Annotated in this window: 26 protein-coding genes; 25 read left to right on the top strand and 1 reads right to left on the bottom strand. The window is 67.0% G+C overall.

The genetic code is table 11. The features are described 5' to 3' along the window. The first annotated feature begins 6 nt into the window (after positions 1–6). The 23 genes from rplC to map all read left to right on the top strand — a co-directional run bounded on the left by rplC (position 7) and on the right by map (position 12,471). Positions 7–660 carry a 50S ribosomal protein L3 gene (rplC, locus tag AC2IPW_RS17110; RefSeq protein ID WP_003938092.1) on the top strand — a complete coding sequence of 218 codons (654 nt, stop codon included), beginning with the start codon at positions 7–9 and terminating at the stop codon, positions 658–660. Further along, positions 657–1,340 (top strand): 50S ribosomal protein L4, encoded by a 684-nt coding sequence (gene rplD / locus AC2IPW_RS17105; RefSeq protein WP_486375244.1) that lies wholly within the window; start codon positions 657–659, stop codon positions 1,338–1,340. Before rplC ends, rplD begins: the two co-directional genes overlap by 4 nt. Continuing rightward, positions 1,337–1,642: a 50S ribosomal protein L23 gene (rplW, locus tag AC2IPW_RS17100; RefSeq protein ID WP_003938090.1), complete on the top strand. Its 306-nt coding sequence runs from the start codon at positions 1,337–1,339 to the stop codon at positions 1,640–1,642. The genes rplD and rplW overlap by 4 nt, the downstream gene beginning before the upstream one ends. Before the next feature lie 37 nt (positions 1,643–1,679). Further along, on the top strand, positions 1,680–2,513 hold the full coding sequence (gene rplB / locus AC2IPW_RS17095; protein WP_003938089.1) for a 50S ribosomal protein L2: 834 nt from the start codon (positions 1,680–1,682) through the stop codon (positions 2,511–2,513). 19 nt (positions 2,514–2,532) lie between these two features. Next, on the top strand, positions 2,533–2,814 hold the full coding sequence (gene rpsS, locus AC2IPW_RS17090) for a 30S ribosomal protein S19 (protein ID WP_003938088.1): 282 nt from the start codon (positions 2,533–2,535) through the stop codon (positions 2,812–2,814). Then, positions 2,811–3,209 (top strand): 50S ribosomal protein L22, encoded by a 399-nt coding sequence (rplV, locus tag AC2IPW_RS17085; RefSeq protein ID WP_026137933.1) that lies wholly within the window; start codon positions 2,811–2,813, stop codon positions 3,207–3,209. Before rpsS ends, rplV begins: the two co-directional genes overlap by 4 nt. Next, positions 3,209–4,006 (top strand): 30S ribosomal protein S3, encoded by a 798-nt coding sequence (gene rpsC / locus AC2IPW_RS17080; RefSeq protein ID WP_003938086.1) that lies wholly within the window; start codon positions 3,209–3,211, stop codon positions 4,004–4,006. The genes rplV and rpsC overlap by 1 nt, the downstream gene beginning before the upstream one ends. 3 nt (positions 4,007–4,009) lie before the next feature. Continuing rightward, positions 4,010–4,426 (top strand): 50S ribosomal protein L16, encoded by a 417-nt coding sequence (rplP, locus tag AC2IPW_RS17075; RefSeq protein ID WP_003938085.1) that lies wholly within the window; start codon positions 4,010–4,012, stop codon positions 4,424–4,426. Continuing rightward, positions 4,426–4,662 carry a 50S ribosomal protein L29 gene (gene rpmC / locus AC2IPW_RS17070; RefSeq protein ID WP_003938084.1) on the top strand — a complete coding sequence of 79 codons (237 nt, stop codon included), beginning with the start codon at positions 4,426–4,428 and terminating at the stop codon, positions 4,660–4,662. The genes rplP and rpmC overlap by 1 nt, the downstream gene beginning before the upstream one ends. Beyond that, positions 4,659–4,943: a 30S ribosomal protein S17 gene (gene rpsQ / locus AC2IPW_RS17065; RefSeq protein ID WP_040783378.1), complete on the top strand. Its 285-nt coding sequence runs from the start codon at positions 4,659–4,661 to the stop codon at positions 4,941–4,943. The genes rpmC and rpsQ overlap by 4 nt, the downstream gene beginning before the upstream one ends. Before the next feature lie 296 nt (positions 4,944–5,239). After that, on the top strand, positions 5,240–5,608 hold the full coding sequence (rplN, locus tag AC2IPW_RS17060) for a 50S ribosomal protein L14 (protein ID WP_003938082.1): 369 nt from the start codon (positions 5,240–5,242) through the stop codon (positions 5,606–5,608). Then, positions 5,608–5,925: a 50S ribosomal protein L24 gene (gene rplX, locus AC2IPW_RS17055; protein WP_003938081.1), complete on the top strand. Its 318-nt coding sequence runs from the start codon at positions 5,608–5,610 to the stop codon at positions 5,923–5,925. The genes rplN and rplX overlap by 1 nt, the downstream gene beginning before the upstream one ends. 1 nt (position 5,926) lies before the next feature. Continuing rightward, on the top strand, positions 5,927–6,493 hold the full coding sequence (rplE, locus tag AC2IPW_RS17050; protein WP_003938080.1) for a 50S ribosomal protein L5: 567 nt from the start codon (positions 5,927–5,929) through the stop codon (positions 6,491–6,493). Between the two features lie 4 nt (positions 6,494–6,497). Beyond that, the gene (locus tag AC2IPW_RS17045; protein WP_003938079.1) at positions 6,498–6,683 is read left to right on the top strand and encodes a type Z 30S ribosomal protein S14; all 186 of its coding nucleotides are present in this window, start codon (positions 6,498–6,500) and stop codon (positions 6,681–6,683) included. Positions 6,684–6,867: 184 nt separating this feature from the next. Beyond that, entirely contained in the window at positions 6,868–7,266 is a 399-nt protein-coding gene (rpsH, locus tag AC2IPW_RS17040; RefSeq protein WP_003938078.1) for a 30S ribosomal protein S8, read from the top strand. Between the two features lie 14 nt (positions 7,267–7,280). Next, a complete protein-coding gene (gene rplF, locus AC2IPW_RS17035) occupies positions 7,281–7,820 on the top strand; it encodes a 50S ribosomal protein L6 (RefSeq protein ID WP_003938077.1) in 540 nt (179 codons plus the stop codon). 2 nt (positions 7,821–7,822) lie between these two features. Next, positions 7,823–8,230, top strand: a complete 408-nt coding sequence (gene rplR / locus AC2IPW_RS17030; protein ID WP_054371930.1) for a 50S ribosomal protein L18 — start codon at positions 7,823–7,825, stop codon at positions 8,228–8,230. A 31-nt stretch (positions 8,231–8,261) separates the two neighbouring features. Then, a complete protein-coding gene (gene rpsE, locus AC2IPW_RS17025) occupies positions 8,262–8,912 on the top strand; it encodes a 30S ribosomal protein S5 (protein ID WP_003938075.1) in 651 nt (216 codons plus the stop codon). Continuing rightward, complete coding sequence (rpmD, locus tag AC2IPW_RS17020; RefSeq protein WP_003938074.1) at positions 8,912–9,112, top strand: 50S ribosomal protein L30; 201 nt, start codon at positions 8,912–8,914, stop codon at positions 9,110–9,112. Before rpsE ends, rpmD begins: the two co-directional genes overlap by 1 nt. Further along, positions 9,109–9,552, top strand: a complete 444-nt coding sequence (gene rplO, locus AC2IPW_RS17015) for a 50S ribosomal protein L15 (RefSeq protein ID WP_003938073.1) — start codon at positions 9,109–9,111, stop codon at positions 9,550–9,552. Before rpmD ends, rplO begins: the two co-directional genes overlap by 4 nt. A 247-nt stretch (positions 9,553–9,799) precedes the next feature. Beyond that, positions 9,800–11,113, top strand: coding sequence for a preprotein translocase subunit SecY (secY, locus tag AC2IPW_RS17010; protein ID WP_003938072.1), 1,314 nt, complete (start codon positions 9,800–9,802; stop codon positions 11,111–11,113). After that, entirely contained in the window at positions 11,110–11,655 is a 546-nt protein-coding gene (locus tag AC2IPW_RS17005) for an adenylate kinase (RefSeq protein ID WP_003938071.1), read from the top strand. The genes secY and AC2IPW_RS17005 overlap by 4 nt, the downstream gene beginning before the upstream one ends. Positions 11,656–11,673: 18 nt before the next feature. Then, positions 11,674–12,471 carry a type I methionyl aminopeptidase gene (gene map, locus AC2IPW_RS17000; protein ID WP_486375243.1) on the top strand — a complete coding sequence of 266 codons (798 nt, stop codon included), beginning with the start codon at positions 11,674–11,676 and terminating at the stop codon, positions 12,469–12,471. A gap of 81 nt (positions 12,472–12,552) precedes the next feature. Here the strand turns inward: map and dtd are convergent, their stop codons facing one another. Next, a complete protein-coding gene (dtd, locus tag AC2IPW_RS16995) occupies positions 12,553–12,990 on the bottom strand; it encodes a D-aminoacyl-tRNA deacylase (protein WP_003938069.1) in 438 nt (145 codons plus the stop codon). Between the two features lie 170 nt (positions 12,991–13,160). On the opposite strand from dtd, the gene infA reads away from it, so the two are divergent. Together infA and rpmJ are read left to right on the top strand one after the other, a co-directional pair. Then, on the top strand, positions 13,161–13,382 hold the full coding sequence (gene infA, locus AC2IPW_RS16990; protein ID WP_003886926.1) for a translation initiation factor IF-1: 222 nt from the start codon (positions 13,161–13,163) through the stop codon (positions 13,380–13,382). Between the two features lie 91 nt (positions 13,383–13,473). Continuing rightward, positions 13,474–13,587, top strand: a complete 114-nt coding sequence (rpmJ, locus tag AC2IPW_RS16985; RefSeq protein ID WP_003938068.1) for a 50S ribosomal protein L36 — start codon at positions 13,474–13,476, stop codon at positions 13,585–13,587. Positions 13,588–13,718: the final 131 nt, after the last annotated feature.

Below are 13,718 nucleotides of genomic sequence, written 5' to 3'. Positions count from 1 at the left end.
CAACACATGACTAACCAGATCAAGGGAATCCTGGGCACCAAGCTCGGCATGACCCAGGTCTTCGACGAGAACAACCGGGTCGTTCCGGTCACCGTCGTCAAGGCCGGACCCAACGTGGTCACCCAGATCCGTACCGAGGAGCGCGACGGCTACAGCGCCGTGCAGCTCGCCTACGGTGCGATCGACCCGCGCAAGGTCACCAAGCCGGTCGCCGGCCAGTTCGCGAAGGCGGGCGTCACTCCTCGTCGCCACATCGTCGAGCTGCGTGTCGACGACACCGACGGCATCGAGATCGGCCAGGAGCTCACCGCCGAGGTCTTCGAGGACGGCGCATTCGTCGACGTCACCGGCACCTCCAAGGGCAAGGGCTTCGCCGGCACCATGAAGCGTCACGGCTTCGCCGGCCAGGGCGCCTCGCACGGTGCGCAGGCTGTGCACCGTCGTCCGGGCTCCATCGGTGGCTGCGCCACCCCGGGCCGCGTGTTCAAGGGAACCCGCATGTCCGGGCGCATGGGTAGCGACCGCGTCACGACGCAGAACCTCTCGGTCCACAAGGTGGACGCCGAGAACGGCCTGCTGCTGATCAAGGGTGCGATCCCGGGCCGCAAGGGCGGCGTCGTGATCGTCAAGACCGCAGTGAAGGGTGGTGCACGGGCATGACCAGCACCGAGACCGCAACCAAGCTGACGCTCGACGTCAAGGCTCCCGGCGGCCAGACCAACGGCACCGTCGATCTCCCCTCCGAGATCTTCGACGCCCCCGCGAACATCGCGCTGCTGCACCAGGTGGTCGTCGCGCAGCTCGCCGCGGCTCGCCAGGGCACGCACGCCACCAAGACCCGCGGCGAGGTCCGCGGCGGTGGCAGGAAGCCGTACCGCCAGAAGGGCACCGGCCGCGCCCGCCAGGGCTCGACCCGCGCGCCGCAGTTCGCCGGCGGTGGCACCGTCCACGGCCCGCAGCCGCGCGACTACAGCCAGCGCACGCCCAAGAAGATGAAGGCTGCCGCCCTCCGTGGCGCCCTCTCCGACCGGGCTCGCAACGAGCGCATCCACGTGATCACCGAGCTCGTCGCCGGGCAGGCGCCGTCCACCAAGGGCGCGCGTACCTTCCTCGCGGAGCTGACCGATCGCAAGAACCTGCTCCTCGTCGTCGGCCGTGAGGATCTCGCGGCGTGGAAGAGCGTGCAGAACCTGCAGAACGTGCACGCGATCGCTCCGGATCAGCTGAACACCTACGACGTGCTCTACAGCGACGACGTCGTGTTCAGCGTCGAGGCGCTCAACGCGTTCATCCACGGGCCGGCCGAGTCCGCCCAGGCAGAGAAGGAGGAGAGCAAGTGAGCACGATCGCGGATCCGCGCGACATCCTGCTGGCTCCGGTCATCTCCGAGAAGTCCTACGGGCTGATGGAGGAGGGCACCTACACCTTCCTGGTGCACCCGGACTCGAACAAGACGCAGATCAAGATTGCCGTCGAGAAGGTCTTCGGCGTCAAGGTGACCAGCGTCAACACCGCCAACCGTCAGGGCAAGCGCAAGCGGACCCGGTTCGGTTACGGCAAGCGCAAGGACACCAAGCGCGCGCTCGTGACCCTGTCGGCCGACAGCAAGCCCATCGAGATCTTCGGAGGGCCGGTCGCCTAGGCGGCCGGGACTCGAGAGATAGAGGACGAGAAGACTCATGGCAATTCGTAAGTACAAGCCGACAACCCCGGGTCGGCGTGGCGCGAGTGTCTCGGACTTCGCCGAGATCACCCGCTCGACGCCCGAGAAGTCGCTGGTTCGCCCGCTGCACGGCCGCGGTGGCCGTAACGCGCACGGCCGCATCACCACCCGGCACAAGGGTGGCGGACACAAGCGCGCCTACCGCCTGATCGACTTCCGCCGCAACGACAAGGACGGCATCCCGGCCAAGGTCGCTCACATCGAGTACGACCCCAACCGCACCGCCCGCATCGCCCTGCTGCACTACGTGGACGGCGAGAAGCGCTACATCATCGCCCCCAAGGGCCTGGTGCAGGGTGCTCCGGTCGAGTCCGGCCCGCAGGCCGACATCAAGCCCGGCAACAACCTGCCGCTGCGCAACATCCCGACCGGTACCACCATCCACGCGGTGGAACTGCGTCCGGGCGGCGGCGCCAAGATGGCCCGTTCCGCCGGCGCCAGCATCCAGCTGCTCGGTAAGGAAGGCACCTACGCCACCCTGCGTATGCCCTCCGGTGAGATCCGCCGCGTCGACGTGCGCTGCCGCGCCACCGTCGGCGAGGTCGGCAACGCCGAGCAGTCGAACATCAACTGGGGCAAGGCCGGCCGCATGCGCTGGAAGGGCAAGCGCCCGACCGTCCGTGGTGTGGTCATGAACCCGGTCGACCACCCGCACGGCGGTGGTGAGGGCAAGACCTCCGGTGGTCGCCACCCGGTCAGCCCGTGGGGCAAGCCCGAGGGCCGCACCCGCAAGAACAAGGCGTCCGACAAGCTCATCGTCCGTCGTCGCCGTACCGGCAAGAAGCGCTAGTCAAGGAGGGAGTTAGAGAATGCCACGCAGCCTCAAGAAGGGCCCGTTCGTCGACGACCACCTCCTGGCGAAGGTCGATACGCAGAACGAAAAGGGCACCAAGCAGGTCATCAAGACCTGGTCGCGCCGTTCCACCATTCTGCCCGACTTCATCGGTCACACGTTCGCCGTCCACGACGGTCGCAAGCACGTGCCGGTGTTCGTCTCGGAGTCGATGGTCGGCCACAAGCTCGGCGAGTTCGCGCCGACCCGTACGTTCAAGGGCCACATCAAGGACGACCGGAAGAGCAAGCGTCGATGAGCACTGAAACCACAAACAAGAGCGCTCGGGCTGTTGCGCGCCACGTGCGTGTGACCCCGATGAAGGCGCGTCGCGTCGTCGACATCGTCCGGGGCAAGACCGTGGACGAGGCTCTGTCGATCCTGAAGTTCGCGCCGCAGTCCGCGGCCGAGCCGGTCGCCAAGGTGATCGCGAGCGCCGCCGCGAACGCGCAGAACAACCTGGACCTCGACCCGAGCACGCTCGTCGTCGCCACGGCGTACGTCGACGAGGGCGCGACCCTCAAGCGGTTCCAGCCGCGTGCCCAGGGCCGTGCATTCCGCATCCGCAAGCGGACGAGCCACATCACCGTGATCGTCGAGAGCAAGGCGCCTGCGTCTGCTGGAAACCGTAACCGCCGGAAGGGAGCTCAGTAGTGGGCCAGAAGATCAACCCGCACGGCTTCCGTCTGGGCATCACCACCGACTGGAAGTCGCGCTGGTACGCCGACAAGCAGTACGCGGAGTACGTGAAGGAAGACGTCGCGATCCGCAAGTTCCTGGCCACCGGCCTCGAACGGGCCGGCATCGCCAAGGTCGAGATCGAGCGCACCCGTGACCGTGTGCGTGTGGACATCCACACCGCGCGTCCGGGCATCGTCATCGGCCGCCGCGGCGCCGAGGCCGATCGCATCCGCGCCGAGCTCGAGAAGCTGACCGGCAAGCAGGTTCAGCTGAACATCCTCGAGGTCAAGAACGCCGAGTCCGAGGCCCAGCTGGTGGCGCAGGGCGTCGCCGAGCAGCTCTCGAACCGTGTGGCGTTCCGTCGCGCGATGCGCAAGGCCATCCAGTCGGCCATGCGTCAGCCCAACGTCAAGGGCATCCGGGTGCAGTGCTCGGGCCGCCTCGGCGGCGCCGAGATGTCCCGCTCGGAGTTCTACCGTGAAGGCCGCGTCCCGCTGCACACGCTGCGTGCGGACATCGACTACGGCCTGTACGAGGCGAAGACCACCTTCGGCCGCATCGGCGTGAAGGTCTGGATCTACAAGGGCGACATCGTCGGTGGCCGTCGTGAGCTGGCCGCTGCGGCCGCCGCCCCGGCCGACCGTCCCCGTCGCGAGCGTCCGAGCCGTCCCCGTCGTTCCGGTGCCTCGGGCACCACCGCGACGAGCACCGACGCCGGCCGCGCCGCCTCCGCCGATGCACCCGCTCCGACCGAGAATCAGGAGGGCTGACGCATGTTGATCCCACGGCGGGTCAAGCACCGCAAGCAGCACCACCCGAGCCGCTCGGGTGCCGCCAAGGGTGGGACCCAGGTGACCTTCGGTGACTACGGCATCCAGGCTCTCGAGCCGGCCTACATCACCAACCGGCAGATCGAGTCCGCTCGTATCGCCATGACCCGGCACATCAAGCGTGGCGGCAAGATCTGGATCAACATCTTCCCGGATCGCCCCCTCACCAAGAAGCCTGCCGAGACCCGCATGGGTTCCGGTAAGGGTTCGCCCGAGTGGTGGGTCGCGAACATCAAGCCCGGACGGGTGATGTTCGAGATGAGCTACCCGAACGAGGAGATTGCCCGCGAAGCCCTCCGGCGCGCGATGCACAAGCTCCCGTGCAAGTGCAGGATCGTGACGAGGGAGGAGCAGTTCTGATGGCTACCGGAACCCCCGCCACAGAGCTCCGCGAGCTGACCGAGGAAGAGCTGGTCACCAAGCTCCGCGAGGCGAAGGAAGAGCTGTTCAACCTTCGTTTCCAGATGGCCACCGGCCAGCTGGACAACAACCGCCGGCTGCGCGTCGTGCGCAACGAGATCGCCCGCATCTACACGGTGCTGCGTGAGCGCGAGCTCGGCCTGGCCTCCGGCCCGGATGCGGGTGACGCGGCATGAGTGAGGAAAAGGCAGTGACCCAGAAGGAAGAGCGCGGCAGCCGCAAGGTCCGCATCGGCTACGTCGTCTCCGACAAGATGGAGAAGACGATCGTGGTCGAGCTCGAGGACCGGGTGAAGCACCCGCTGTACGGCAAGATCATCCGCCGTACCACCAAGGTGAAGGCACACGACGAGAACGGCGTGGCCGGCATCGGCGACCGCGTGCAGCTGATGGAGACCCGTCCGCTGTCCGCGACCAAGCGGTGGCGTCTGGTCGAGGTGCTCGAGAAGGCCAAGTAAGCCCTCTTTCGCATCGTCGACGACGATCGAGTACGGCACCCACATCGCTCGCCTCGCGCGCGGTGTGGGTGCCGTCGGTCTTTCCGAGGGCGCCCTCGGACGACACGCCCGGGTCCGGGGTAGGGAGCGACCTCACAGTTCGCGGATTTGCCCTGCATGAGGTATATCGCCTACCCTGGACGGGTTGCCTCACGGGACCCGTGTGTCTTGCGCGCGTGCGCCGTGAGCGACCGACGACCGCGTGCGTCCAGGTCGGAAATCTGACGTACACACCAATCCAGGTCAAGGAGAAGTAAGTGATCCAGCAGGAGTCGCGACTGCGCGTCGCCGACAACACGGGTGCCAAGGAGATCCTCTGCATCCGCGTTCTCGGTGGCTCGTCCCGTCGCTACGCCGGTATCGGTGACATCATCGTCGCCACCGTGAAGGACGCGATCCCCGGTGGCAACGTCAAGCGCGGCGACGTCGTCAAGGCCGTGATCGTGCGCACCGCCAAGGAGCGCCGCCGGCCGGACGGCTCGTACATCAAGTTCGACGAGAACGCCGCCGTCATCATCAAGGGTGACAACGACCCGCGTGGCACCCGCATCTTCGGCCCCGTCGGCCGCGAGCTGCGCGACAAGCGGTTCATGAAGATCGTCTCGCTCGCTCCGGAGGTGCTGTGATGAAGGTGCACAAGGGCGACACCGTGCTCGTCATCTCGGGCAAGGACAAGGGTGCCAAGGGCAAGGTCATCGCGGCCTACCCGAAGGAGAACCGGGTCCTCGTCGAGGGCGTGAACCGAATCAAGAAGCACACGGCGGTCTCGGCCAACGAGCGCGGCGCCTCTTCCGGGGGCATCGTGACGCAGGAGGCCCCGATCCACGTTTCCAACGTTGCGGTCGTCGACTCGGACGGCAACCCCACCCGCGTGGGCTACCGGACCGACGAGGAAACCGGCAAGCGCGTTCGGATTTCCCGGAAGAACGGGAAGGACATCTGACATGACCACCACCGAGAACAAGACCACACCGCGTCTGAAGACCCGGTACCGCGAGGAGATCCGCGACGCGCTGAACGCGGAGTTCGACTACGCGAACGTCATGCAGATCCCCGGCGTCGTGAAGGTCGTCGTCAACATGGGTGTCGGTGACGCCGCCCGCGACGCGAAGCTGATCAACGGCGCGGTCGCCGACCTGGCTCTGATCACCGGTCAGAAGCCGGAGATCCGCAAGGCCCGCAAGTCGATCGCCCAGTTCAAGCTGCGTGAGGGCATGCCGATCGGCGCGCGCGTCACGCTGCGCGGCGACCGCATGTGGGAGTTCCTGGACCGCCTGGTCTCCATCGCGCTGCCCCGTATCCGGGACTTCCGCGGCCTCAACGGCAACCAGTTCGACGGCAACGGCAACTACACGTTCGGCCTGAACGAGCAGTCGATGTTCCACGAGATCGACGTGGACAAGATCGACCGCCCGCGCGGCATGGACATCACCGTCGTCACGACCGCCACCAACAACGAAGAAGGCCGTGCCCTGCTCAAGCACCTCGGCTTCCCGTTCAAGGAGAACTGAGCCCATGGCTAAGAAGGCACTGGTCAACAAGGCCAACAAGAAGCCGAAGTTCGCGGTGCGCGCCTACACCCGCTGCCAGCGCTGCGGGCGCCCCCACTCGGTCTTCCGCAAGTTCGGACTCTGCCGCATCTGCCTGCGTGACATGGCACACCGCGGTCAGCTTCCGGGAGTTCACAAGAGCTCCTGGTGACGTGAACGGTGGGCGACCGCACGGTCGTCCACCGTCACTCCTGTCAGGGGCCGGTCGCAACCGCGTCCGGTCCGCATGAAACCAAGTTCGTCGTAGGCCCACGGCCGGTCCGCGCCGGCGACACGTTCGTCGCCGCTGCCGGTGTTGCATGGGAACCGCAACGAGAAAGGTGAACAGGTCAGCCATGACCATGACCGACCCCATCGCAGACTTCTTGACGCGTCTGCGTAACGCCAACACGGCGTACCACGACGAGGTGAAGCTTCCCCACTCGAAGATCAAGGCGAACATCGCCGAGATCCTCAAGCGTGAGGGCTACATCGCCGACTTCCGCACCGAGGATGCCGAGGTGGGCAAGACCCTCGTCGTCAACCTCAAGTACGGCCCGTCCCGTGAGCGCAGCCTCGCCGGTGTGCGCCGCGTGTCGAAGCCCGGCCTGCGCGTGTACGCGAAATCCACCAACCTGCCCAAGGTCCTGGGCGGCCTCGGCGTGGCGATCATCTCCACGTCCTCCGGCCTGCTCACCGATCGCCAGGCGGCCAAGCAGGGAGTGGGCGGGGAAGTCCTCGCCTACGTCTGGTAAGGGAGGCCACCACAATGTCGCGTATTGGAAAGCTTCCGGTCACCGTCCCGTCGGGCGTCGAGGTGACCATCGACGGCCAGGACGTCGCAGTGAAGGGCCCCAAGGGCAACCTCTCGCTGACCATCGCCGAGCCGATCACCATCGCCAAGGGTGACGACGGCGCGCTCAACGTGAGCCGTCCGAACGACGAGCGTCGCAGCCGCGCGCTGCACGGTCTGTCGCGCACGCTCGTGCAGAACCTCATCGTGGGTGTCACCGAGGGGTACACCACGAAGATGGAGATCCACGGCGTCGGCTACCGCGTCGCGCTCAAGGGCAAGGACCTCGAGTTCTCGCTCGGCTACAGCCACCCGGTCCCGATCGAGGCCCCCGAGGGCATCACGTTCGCGGTCGAGTCGCCGACGAAGTTCTCGATCTCGGGCATCGACAAGCAGAAGGTCGGCCAGATCGCGGCCAACATCCGCCGGCTGCGCAAGTCCGACCCGTACAAGGGCAAGGGCATCCGCTACGAGGGCGAGCAGGTGCGCCGCAAGGTCGGAAAGACGGGTAAGTGATCATGAGCCAGACCGAGAACCAGAAGGCCAAGCGGATTCCGCTCGGCAAGGACGCGTCCACCCGGCGTCGGCTGTCGAAGCAGCGTCGGCACTTCCGTCTGCGCAAGAAGGTCGCCGGCACCGCCGAGCGTCCCCGTCTCGTCGTGAACCGGTCCTCGCGCCACATTCACGCCCAGCTGGTCGACGACCTGACGGGCACCACCCTGGCGGCGGCCTCGACCGTCGAGCCGGACGTGCGTGCGCTCGAGGGCGACAAGAAGGCGCGCGGCGCCAAGGTCGGCCAGCTGATCGCCGAGCGGGCCAAGGCTGCCGGCGTGGAGGCTGTGGTCTTCGACCGTGGCGGCCACACCTACAGCGGCCGGATCGCGGCCCTCGCAGACGCGGCTCGCGAAAGCGGGTTGAAGTTCTGATGACCATCTCTTCGAACGGAAGGAACGCCTGATGCCGGGACGTCAGCGGCGTGACGGCGGCAACGGCCCCGCCGGACAGAATGGCCCCAACACCGGGGACCAGCGTGGTGGTCGCGACCGCCGCGATCGCGACTCGCGCGGCGGCGGTGCCGCCGAGAAGTCGAACTACATCGAGCGTGTCGTCTCGATCAACCGTGTGTCGAAGGTCGTCAAGGGCGGCCGTCGCTTCAGCTTCACCGCACTGGTGATCGTGGGCGACGGCAACGGCCTGGTCGGCGTCGGCTACGGCAAGGCCAAGGAAGTTCCCGCGGCCATCCAGAAGGGTGTCGAGGAGGCTCGCAAGGGCTTCTTCCGCGTCCCGCTCATCGGCTCCACGATCACGCACCCGGTGCAGGGTGAGGCCGCGGCCGGCGTCGTCATGCTGCGCCCCGCCTCGCCGGGTACCGGTGTGATCGCCGGTGGTGCGGTGCGTGCCGTGCTCGAATGCGCGGGCATCCACGACATCCTGTCGAAGTCGCTCGGCAGCGACAACGCCATCAACGTCGTGCACGCCACCGTGGCCGCCCTCAAGCAGCTGCAGCGCCCCGAGGAAGTCGCGGCTCGCCGCGGTCTGGCCCTCGAGGACGTCGCACCTGCGGGCATGCTGCGCGCCCGGGCACAGGCCGCTGGGAGCGTGAAGTAATGGCAGAGCTGAAGATCACTCAGGTCAAGAGCACCATCGGCACCAAGTCGAACCAGCGCGACAGCCTGCGCACCCTCGGTCTGCGGAAGATCCGCCAGTCCGTGGTCCGCGAGGACAATGCGCAGAACCGCGGCTTGATCAACGTGGTGCGTCACCTCGTCGTTGTCGAGGAAGTCACTGCTGAGGAGGCCTCCAAGTGACAATCAAGCTGCACCACCTGCGCCCGGCTCCGGGCGCGAAGACGGACAAGACCCGCGTCGGACGCGGTGAGGGTTCGAAGGGCAAGACCGCCGGTCGCGGTACGAAGGGCACCAAGGCGCGCAAGAACGTCTCGGCGGCCTTCGAGGGTGGCCAGATGCCGCTGCACATGCGGCTGCCGAAGCTCAAGGGCTTCAAGAACGCCTTCCGCACCGAGTACCAGGTCGTCAACGTCGGCGACATCGCCCGTCTCTTCCCCGAGGGTGGACAGGTCGGCGTCGACGAGCTCGTCGCCAAGGGCGCGGTTCGCAAGAACCAGCTCGTGAAGGTCCTCGGCGAGGGCGAGCTCACGGTGGCCGTGCAGGTGACCGCGAACAAGTTCTCCGGCTCCGCCAAGGAGAAGATCACCGCTGCCGGCGGCACCGCGACCGAACTGGCCTGACCGGTTCGCTCGTGCGTGACGCACAGCACACGAACGGCCGCACTGCAGCACGTGTTGCAGTGCGGCCGTTCGGCGTTCCCGCCCTGCCGGACACCGCACGGCGGCATCCTGTCGCCGCGGGGACGAGCAGCCCCGACCCGGCGCCACGGCACCGGTTCCGGGCGCGCTGCTAGAGTTCAAGAGTTGTCGACCGTCGGACCCCGCGCGTCGATCCACAGTCTCCCGTTTCGCCCTGCCAGGAGGATCTTTGCTTTCCGCCTTCGTCTCGGCCCTCAGGACCCCGGACCTGAGGCGGAAGATCCTCGTCGCGCTCGGGTTGGTGGCCCTGTACCGCCTCGGCGCGACGCTGCCGTCTCCGGGCGTCGACTACGGCAACGTGCGTGCCTGCATCGATCAGCTCAGCGGCGGGGACTCCGCCGGGATCTACTCGCTGATCAACCTGTTCTCCGGCGGCGCCCTGTTGCAGCTGTCGGTGTTCGCGATCGGCATCATGCCGTTCATCACCGCAAGCATCATCGTGCAGCTGCTGACGGTGGTCATTCCGCGCTTCGAGGAGTTGCGCAAGGAAGGCCAGGCGGGGCAGGCCAAGATGACGCAGTACACGCGCTACCTCGCGGTGGCGCTCGCCGTGCTGCAGTCCACCGGCATCGTCGCCCTCGCGGCGCGCGGGCAGCTGTTGCAGGGCTGTTCCGAACCGATCCTCGCCGACGACAGCATCTTCGGCATGGTCGTGATCGTGCTGGTCATGACGGCCGGTGCGGCGCTCGTCATGTGGTTCGGTGAGCTCATCACCGAGCGCGGCGTCGGCAACGGCATGTCGATCCTGATCTTCGCCGGCATCGCCTCGCGGCTGCCGTCCGAGGGCCGCACCATCCTCGAGTCCCGCGGCGGGCTGGTCTTCACGATCGTCCTCGTCGTCGCGCTGGTGGTCATCACCGGCGTGGTGTTCGTCGAGCAGGGCCAGCGCCGGATCCCGGTGCAGTACGCCAAGCGCATGGTGGGCCGGCGCATGTACGGCGGGTCTTCGACGTACCTGCCGTTGAAGGTGAACCAGGCCGGCATCATCCCGGTGATCTTCGCGTCGTCGCTGCTGTACCTGCCGAACCTCATCGCCCAGCTGACCGGAGCCACCTCGGCCACCGATCCGAGCTGGTGGCAGCGGATCATCAACGAGTACCTGGTGAATCCGAACAACCCGGTCTACATCGCGATCTACTTCGGGCTGATCGTCTTCTTCGTCTTCTTCTACGTCGCCATCACCTTCAATCCGGAGGAACGGGCCGACGAAATGAAGAAGTACGGCGGCTTCATCCCGGGCATCCGGCCGGGACGCCCGACTGCCGAGTACCTCAGCTACGTCCTCAACCGCATCACGGTGCCAGGTTCGCTGTACCTGGGTCTCATCGCGACGCTGCCCAACTTCTTCCTCTCGGGCAGCCAGACCGCCACCAGCATCTTCGGTGGCGCCGCGGTGCTCATTCTCGTCAGTGTCGCGCTGGACACTGTCAAGCAGATCGAAAGTCAACTCATGCAGCGCAACTACGAAGGGTTCCTCAAGTGAGACTTGTACTCCTCGGTCCGCCCGGTGCCGGCAAGGGCACGCAGGCCGCCATCCTGTCGGAGAAGCTCGGCGTCCCCGCGATCTCCACCGGGGATCTGTTCCGGGCCAACATCGGGCAGGGCACCCCGCTCGGTGTCGAAGCCAAGAAGTACATCGACGCCGGCGAGCTCGTACCCGCCGAGATCACCAACAACATGGTGCGCGCCCGTCTCGCCGAGCCCGACGCCGTCGACGGCTTCCTGCTCGACGGCTTCCCTCGGAGCGTGGAACAGGCTCGTGAACTCGAGTCCATCCTGAAGGACCTGGACACGAAGCTCGACGGCGTCCTCTCCTTCGACATCGACGAGGACGTCGTGGTCGAGCGGATGCTCGCTCGCGGCCGCGCCGACGACACCGAGGACGTCATCCGCAATCGGCTCCGGGTGTACCGCGAGGAGACGGCGCCGCTGCTCGACTACTACGCCGACGCGCTCGTCACGGTCGATGCCGTCGGCGAGGTCGACGAGATCAACGCCCGCGCCCTCGCGGCCCTCGGCAAGTAAGGACGCAGGAGCAAGACGATGGGTTTCGGGCGCAAGCGCAAGGTGGTTCCGTTCCGCACCGCCGGTGAACTCGATGCGATGGCGGCGGCGGGCGCTGTGGTCGGCGCCGCACTCGTGGCGGTCCGCGAGGCGGCGAAGCCGGGCGTGAGCACCCTGGAACTGGACCAGGTGGCGGAGGCGGTCATCCGTGACGCGGGGGCCGTCCCCTCCTTCCTGGGCTACCACGGGTTCACCGGCTCGATCTGCTCGTCGGTGAACGACCGCGTGGTGCACGGAATCCCCTCGGCGACGGAGATCCTCGCCGAGGGCGATCTCGTGTCGATCGACTGCGGCGCGATCCTCGACGGCTGGCACGGCGACTCGGCGTGGACCTTCGGCGTCGGGGAACTCGCCGCCCCCGACGTCGATCTCAGCGATGCGACACGGCTGTCGATGGAGGCGGGCATCGCGGCGATGCTGCCGGACAACCGGCTCACCGACGTCTCGCACGCCATCGAGACCGGCACCCGCGAGGCCGAACGGTTGCACGGCCGGCGCTACGGCATCGTCGACGGATACGGCGGGCACGCCATCGGCCGCGAGATGCACATGGATCCGTTCCTGCCGAACGAGGGCGAGCCCGGGAAGGGCCCGCGCCTCGTGGTGGGATCCGTACTCGCCATCGAACCGATGCTGACGCTCGGTACCTACGAGACCGAGGTGCTCGACGACAAGTGGACCGTCGTCACGACCGACGGCAGCCGCGCCGCGCACTGGGAGCACACCGTCGCGGTGACCGAGGACGGTCCCCGCATCCTCACCCTGCGTCCGGAGTAGTGCGGCGGTGGTGGCGAGCGAATGTCTCGCTCGCTGCCCGACGAGCCGAGCGAGACATTCGCTCGGGTCGCAGACCCCGGTTCACACCTCGACCAGGAGAGTGACCGGGCCGTCGTTCACCAGGCTCACCTCCATGTGCTCCCCGAAGACGCCGGTCTGCACGTCGGCGCCCAGCTCCCGCAGAGCCGACGCGAACTCGTCCACCAGCGGTTCGGCCACGGCGCGCGGTGCGGCGGCCGACCACGACGGGCGCCGGCTCTTGCGCGTGTCGGCCATGAGCGTGAACTGGCTGACCACGAGGATCGGGGCCGCCAGATCGGACGCCGACTTCTCGTCCTCGAGGATCCGCATCGTCCACACCTTCCGGGCCAGCGTCGCGGCCTTGGCCGCGTCGTCGTCGTGGGTCACGCCGACGAGCACGAGCAGGCCGTGACCGCCGACCGGGGGTGAGATCCGGGCGACCTCGCGACCGTCGACCGCGACGGCGGCACCCGTCACCCGCTGAACCAACGCCCGCACGGCTGTCCTCCTGTATGTCGGCATTTGGCCCTGGTGGGAAAGTTCCCGTAACATAGATCGATGGTGCGCCCTGCGCGCCGGTCTGCGGTTGTCCGCAGCCGGGCACGCCGAGCGTCACGGTAACGGACACCGATGCAACCACACGCCGAACAACACGGATCGCGGAGGATATGGCCAAGAAAGACGGAGCCATCGAGGTCGAGGGTCGAGTGATCGAGCCGCTGCCCAATGCGATGTTTCGCATTGAGCTCGAGAACGGTCACAAGGTCCTGGCTCACATCAGCGGCAAGATGCGTCAGCACTACATTCGCATCCTGCCCGAGGACCGGGTTGTCGTAGAGCTCTCGCCCTACGACCTGTCGCGTGGGCGCATCGTCTACCGCTACAAGTAAGAGCTTCCCCGGCCGCACGGTCGGGGAGAACCATGTCTGCAGCATGCCTCGTGCTCTGCCGCAGGCGTACACACAGGAGATCAGACGCACCGTGAAGGTTCAGCCGAGCGTCAAGAAGATCTGCGAGAAGTGCAAGGTGATCCGCCGTAACGGCCGGGTCATGGTGATCTGCGAGAACCTGCGCCACAAGCAGCGCCAGGGCTAGACCACCCGCTCTTCGACAGATCGGCTTGGCAACAAGCTAGAGAAGACCTTCCAGTACCAGTCGTTCGGTCACGATTCCCGATTCGTCGGGGAGCCGCGCGATACACCCCCGGTTCGGAGGCCGGGGCCCCA

The sequence above is a fragment of the Rhodococcus sp. NS-SX18 genome, assembly GCF_057367935.1.
The sequence above is the reverse complement of the archived record's forward strand: the minus strand, read 5'-3'. Positions and strand labels throughout refer to the sequence as shown.

Coding starts and splice junctions, on each gene's coding strand:
- rpmD (WP_003938074.1), top strand. CDS start 8,912: ATGGCAGAGCTGAAGATCACTCAGGTCAAGAGCACCATCGGCACCAAG.
- rplC (WP_003938092.1), top strand. CDS start 7: ATGACTAACCAGATCAAGGGAATCCTGGGCACCAAGCTCGGCATGACC.
- rplD (WP_486375244.1), top strand. CDS start 657: ATGACCAGCACCGAGACCGCAACCAAGCTGACGCTCGACGTCAAGGCT.
- rpsS (WP_003938088.1), top strand. CDS start 2,533: ATGCCACGCAGCCTCAAGAAGGGCCCGTTCGTCGACGACCACCTCCTG.
- rplF (WP_003938077.1), top strand. CDS start 7,281: ATGTCGCGTATTGGAAAGCTTCCGGTCACCGTCCCGTCGGGCGTCGAG.
- rplB (WP_003938089.1), top strand. CDS start 1,680: ATGGCAATTCGTAAGTACAAGCCGACAACCCCGGGTCGGCGTGGCGCG.
- rpsH (WP_003938078.1), top strand. CDS start 6,868: ATGACCATGACCGACCCCATCGCAGACTTCTTGACGCGTCTGCGTAAC.
- rpsQ (WP_040783378.1), top strand. CDS start 4,659: ATGAGTGAGGAAAAGGCAGTGACCCAGAAGGAAGAGCGCGGCAGCCGC.
- rplE (WP_003938080.1), top strand. CDS start 5,927: ATGACCACCACCGAGAACAAGACCACACCGCGTCTGAAGACCCGGTAC.
- rplX (WP_003938081.1), top strand. CDS start 5,608: ATGAAGGTGCACAAGGGCGACACCGTGCTCGTCATCTCGGGCAAGGAC.
- rplP (WP_003938085.1), top strand. CDS start 4,010: ATGTTGATCCCACGGCGGGTCAAGCACCGCAAGCAGCACCACCCGAGC.
- rplR (WP_054371930.1), top strand. CDS start 7,823: ATGAGCCAGACCGAGAACCAGAAGGCCAAGCGGATTCCGCTCGGCAAG.
- AC2IPW_RS17045 (WP_003938079.1), top strand. CDS start 6,498: ATGGCTAAGAAGGCACTGGTCAACAAGGCCAACAAGAAGCCGAAGTTC.
- rpsE (WP_003938075.1), top strand. CDS start 8,262: ATGCCGGGACGTCAGCGGCGTGACGGCGGCAACGGCCCCGCCGGACAG.
- rplV (WP_026137933.1), top strand. CDS start 2,811: ATGAGCACTGAAACCACAAACAAGAGCGCTCGGGCTGTTGCGCGCCAC.
- infA (WP_003886926.1), top strand. CDS start 13,161: ATGGCCAAGAAAGACGGAGCCATCGAGGTCGAGGGTCGAGTGATCGAG.
- rpmC (WP_003938084.1), top strand. CDS start 4,426: ATGGCTACCGGAACCCCCGCCACAGAGCTCCGCGAGCTGACCGAGGAA.
- map (WP_486375243.1), top strand. CDS start 11,674: ATGGGTTTCGGGCGCAAGCGCAAGGTGGTTCCGTTCCGCACCGCCGGT.